Origin of the sequence: Acetobacter garciniae, from assembly GCF_017377735.1 — a bacterium.
Taxonomy (GTDB): domain Bacteria; phylum Pseudomonadota; class Alphaproteobacteria; order Acetobacterales; family Acetobacteraceae; genus Acetobacter; species Acetobacter garciniae.
Genome location: NZ_JAFVMH010000026.1, coordinates 1 through 4,782 on the forward strand (window position 1 = coordinate 1; position 4,782 = coordinate 4,782).

General features: G+C 54.0%; 2 protein-coding genes. Both read right to left on the reverse strand.

The window, feature by feature from the left end; genetic code table 11:
- Positions 1-293 precede the first annotated feature (293 nt).
- Positions 294-998: a hypothetical protein gene (locus J2D77_RS16965; protein ID WP_207847704.1), complete on the reverse strand. Its 705-nt coding sequence runs from the start codon at positions 996-998 to the stop codon at positions 294-296.
- A gap of 485 nt (positions 999-1,483) precedes the next feature.
- Positions 1,484-4,111 (reverse strand): type VI secretion system ATPase TssH, encoded by a 2,628-nt coding sequence (tssH, locus tag J2D77_RS16970; RefSeq protein ID WP_207847705.1) that lies wholly within the window; start codon positions 4,109-4,111, stop codon positions 1,484-1,486.
- Positions 4,112-4,782 lie beyond the last annotated feature (671 nt).

Genomic DNA, 4,782 nt, shown 5'->3' on the forward strand with positions numbered 1-4,782 from the left:
TGCATTTCCCTCGTAGTGTCTGTAACGCAAAGCTGTCTGAGAGAAAGCATGACAGTTTTGGAAGGGCTTGTATGTCCCCCAGAGGGGGGACAAAATGCATATTTATTTGCTGTATGAGCAGGAAAATGATTACGGCAACACGTAGTGAACGCATCGCCACGAGCGTTCCTGTTTTAAGAAAGAATTGTGACGGCGCGCTCTCTGCAAGGGTATTCTTACCGTTCGGTATGCCCTTGCACGGGAATATAAAATTAGAAGGCGGCTTTAATTCTGCCTTCAATACCGGCGTATAATCACAAATAGAGGCCCATTGCCCTGGTATCGAATCCCACCGTTTCCAAATTGGACGCAAGCTGACTGATATAACTTTCACTTTTTCCTTGAGGTGTGAAGCTTCGACTTTCGCTTACGATCTGGTTTATAAAGTCCTTGACAGTCTTCTTATGCAGCAACTGTGCACACACGGTAGCATACGCGCCATCAAACGCATTCTTTATGCGCCCATCCTGTAAATACCGTGCAATTTGCACACTTTGCTCTTTTGAAATAGCGATATTGGAAAGAAAGCTATCATAAGATGGCCCGTCTTCCGATTGGATCTGCAAATAACTTGGTATTGAAGTATAGCTTGTACCTTTGCTACCCAACTGGGCTTGGGGTGTCGAGGCATGCGTGCTGTTTTTTGACTCATCACTCTCTTTTATTCGGATCGATATATCGTAAATAGAATAGGCCTTTACCTGGCTGAGGCCATCATATGATTTCTTGAACTGCTGCATCATTAAAATGAATATAGCTGATTTTTGATCGCCACGATTTATGAACGATTTCAAAAAAGCATTTCTTATCAATGGGTCTGTCAGTACAGAATTGATTGCCCCAATATCGTCCGTTTCATTACGTGCCTTTTTCACACGATGCGTCGTATCGGGTGTCGGGCTACTGATGACTTTTGGCTTGGAAGGAAGAAAGAGCGAGAGAAATTTCCGGGTAGACATTTCGAATGACTCCTTTGACACAGCGGAAGGGCGTTCTTTTCATCCTGAGAGAGATAGTCCTGGATCAGGACAGGCTTTTTCCGATCATGACTTCAAGCGGGTTGGTTGCACCCATTGCGTAGTGATCCCACAGGATATTATGAACATTGATTGCACAATTATGGCATATGCCAGATTCCGTATTTGAGATCAGGGTGCCAGGGGGTGCCATTTCATAATAATGGAAACACGCCTGACACAATAGGCGGAGAATGCTGCCATATCGACCGATCCTGTAACGGCCAATGTGGCTGTAGCATTCCATTGCAAAAAATAACCGAATGACCTTGCTGCCTGCCAGTCTATAATATCAGGCAATTTTACCATCATCTGTGGGCATATCGCCCGATTTCAAAAAACTGACGGCCATGGCATTAAGGCTTATATTTTCAGCCGTTACGCTCCCCTTGAAATGACACTCCAATTATCGCGGGCGAGGGAATATTTCAGTCCAGTTTATAGGAAAAATGACCGTCTTCGCGGACATTCACCGCGACAGTCGTTATATCCTTGCCCGCAGCCAGACGGGACAGAATTTCCGCCGACAGTTCAGGGAGTAGAGTGCGTGAGAGGATATTTTCAATATTGCGTGCGCCGGACGACGATTCCTTGCAGCGGGCGGCGATGATATCGACCAGTTCGGGCGCGTAGTGGAAGTCGACCTTGTAATTATCCCGTACACGCCGTGCAATTTTCTTGAACTGTAATTTTACGATATCGCGAATGACCGCATCCGACAGCGGGAAATACGGCACAATCGTCGTACGCCCCAGAAAGGCCGGTTTAAAATATTTCATCAGTTCCGGCCGCAGCGCTTCTGCCAGCTGGACTGAATCCGGCGCCGTATCGGGGTCGGCAAAGAGTTTTTCTATCAGGTCGGTGCCCGCATTGGATGTCATGATAATGACGGTGTTCTTGAAATCGATATCCCGTCCTTCACCATCCTTCATGTGGCCTTTGTCAAAAACCTGGAAGAACACGTCCTGCACGCCGGGATGGGCCTTTTCCATCTCGTCCAGCAGAATGACGGAATAAGGTTTGCGGCGCACCGCTTCGGTCAGGATACCGCCTTCGCCATAGCCGACATAGCCGGGTGGGCTACCCATCAGCAACGAGACCTTATGTTCTTCCTTGAACTCGGTCATGTTGATGACAGTCAGGTTCTGTTCACCGCCGTAAAGCAGGTTGGCCAGTGTCAGGGCGGTTTCGGTCTTGCCGGTGCCCGACGTGCCCACCATCATGAAGACGCCAATCGGCTTGCGCGGGTCGGTCAGGCCCGCACGGCTGGTACGGATGGCCTGGGCGACGGCTTCCAACGCATGGGGCTGGCCGATGATGCGCTCCGCCATTGCCGCTTCCAGGTTCAGGACCGTGCGGATTTCGTTCGAGCGCACGCGCCCCGCGGGAATGCCCGTCCAGTTCTCGATAATTGCCGCGACGGCCTGCCCGTCGACAACGGGGAAGATCAGCGGTGTTTCACCCTGCAACCCGTAGAGTTCGTTCTGCAGGGCGTTCAATGTTGCACGCTGCGCGGTCGTGTCGGTGTCGGGCGCCGCATTTTCAATCTCAGCCCGTGTCTGCGCGATACGGGTGGCCAGTTCCTTTTCCTGCGTGAAACGGGCGGACAGTTCTGTCAGCTCGTGTTTCAGGCGGGTTTCCTCACTCACCAGTTCCGCAAGACGGGCCTCATGCGCGCCACCTGCCGCCATTTCCCGCGTGAGGATGGTCGTCTCGGTCTGGATCAGGTCTACGCGGCGTTCGCGGTCCTCTATTTCGGCGGGAATGGTGGCCTGGCTCATCGCCACGCGCGCGCAAGCCGTATCGATCAGGCTGATCGCCTTGTCCGGCAACTGGCGGCTGGGGATGAACCGTGCGGACAGGCGCACCGCCTCCACGATCGCTTCATCCAGAATACGCACGCCATGGTGCTTTTCCAGCGTGCCGGTCAGGCCCCGTATCATGGCAACAGCCATGGGTTCGGACGGCTCCTCAACCTTCACGACCTGGAAACGCCTTGTCAGGGCAGCATCTTTCTCGAAATACTTTTTGTATTCGGCCCACGTGGTTGCGGCGATCGTGCGCAGTTCACCCCGTGCCAGGGCGGGCTTGAGCAGGTTGGCCGCGTCATTCTGACCGGCCTGGCCACCGGCGCCGATAAGGGTATGGGCTTCGTCAATGAACAGGATAATGGGTCTGGGGCTGGATTTGACCGCCTCGATAACCGATTTCAGCCTTTGCTCGAATTCGCCCTTCATGCCGGCACCCGCTTGCAGAAGTGCAAGGTCGAGTGTGCGCAGGGTGACATCCTTCATGGAGTCCGGCACGTCACCTGCTGCAATTTTCAGCGCCAGGCCTTCAACAACGGCAGTCTTGCCCACGCCGGGCTCACCCGTCAGGATCGGGTTGTTCTGGCGCCGCCGCCCCAGAATGTCGATCGCCTGGCGAATTTCCGCGTCACGGCCCAGAATGGGGTCGATACGCCCGGCACGGGCCAGTTCCGTCAGATCCTGCGTGAACTGTTCCAGTGCACCATCGCCACGCGGCTGGGGTTGTGCAGCGCCGGGTTCTGCCTTGGGGCCTGACGCGTCGCCACTGGCTTCGGTCGTTTGTGCGACAATGCTGTCCAGGTCGCGCCGCAGGTTATCGACGGGAATATTGCGTAGTTGTGGCGACATGTCGCGCATGCGCCGCCCCAGCGTTTCATCCGCCAGCAGGGCCAGCAGCAGATGGCCCGAGCGAATGCGCGATGCGGCATCTTCGATGGAGGCAATCAGCCAGGCCTGTTTCATGGCCTCGACAATATCGGGGGCAAGACCCGGTGCGCGGGAATTGCCGGTGCGCATATGTTCGAACGCGCGGCCCAGATCGGCCAGGAAGCGCCCCATATCGATATCATAATGTCGGAAAATAGCCGGAATGTCGGTATCCGTGGCATCGCAGAGCTTTTGCAGCCAATGTTCCAGCTCGACATTGTAATGCGTGCGCGCCAGCGTCAGCCCCGCTGCGGATTCCAGGCTTTTTCGGCATGAATCGTTCAGTCGGGCGACAAGTGATTTCAAATCTATCGCGATCACGGCTTGATCCTTTCATCGAATTCGCCCACGCCTGTCAGGCGGCACCGGCAGCATGCCTGCCCGAAGGTCGCCGATTGCATGCGATGACTGGCGCACCAATCAGCTGGGTGCGTCGGCTCTGCGGCATGAAGCAGGCGAATAATCATGTATGATTTATCCCTCGTGACATGGCGGGGACCATGACACCTTCAGGCTTGCCTGTATGTCCCCCAACCAAGGGACAAAGGCATTTTTTTGCCCGGCAATACGCCTGTCCGATCAGGTGTTCCGCAACGGCCAAGGGCTACGCAGTCGTGCCATGGAACACAAAAATAGACGGAATAATTTAACGTTTTTTATAACGATGCGATGAAATCGAGATAATTTTGCACAAAAAGCGGCATTGTCCCTTGGTTGGGGGACATACAGGGGGGTGCGAAGCTGCCATGATCCGTCCTGCTTCACCGGAAGCGGTTTGTTCCGTATGGGCGTCTGTATTACCGCCTGAATAGAGGTCCGTTGTCGTCATGTCCGATACTGGAAAGAGACTGGTCGATACCCTGCGCCGCGCAGCAGTCGTTCCGTGGTCTTCCGGCGGATATGAGAGCTTGGGACGGAACTATCCCGGATGTTGTTAACGTTTCGAGATATCGCGTCGATATCGTTCTGTTTTCTATATAAGGAAGAATAGT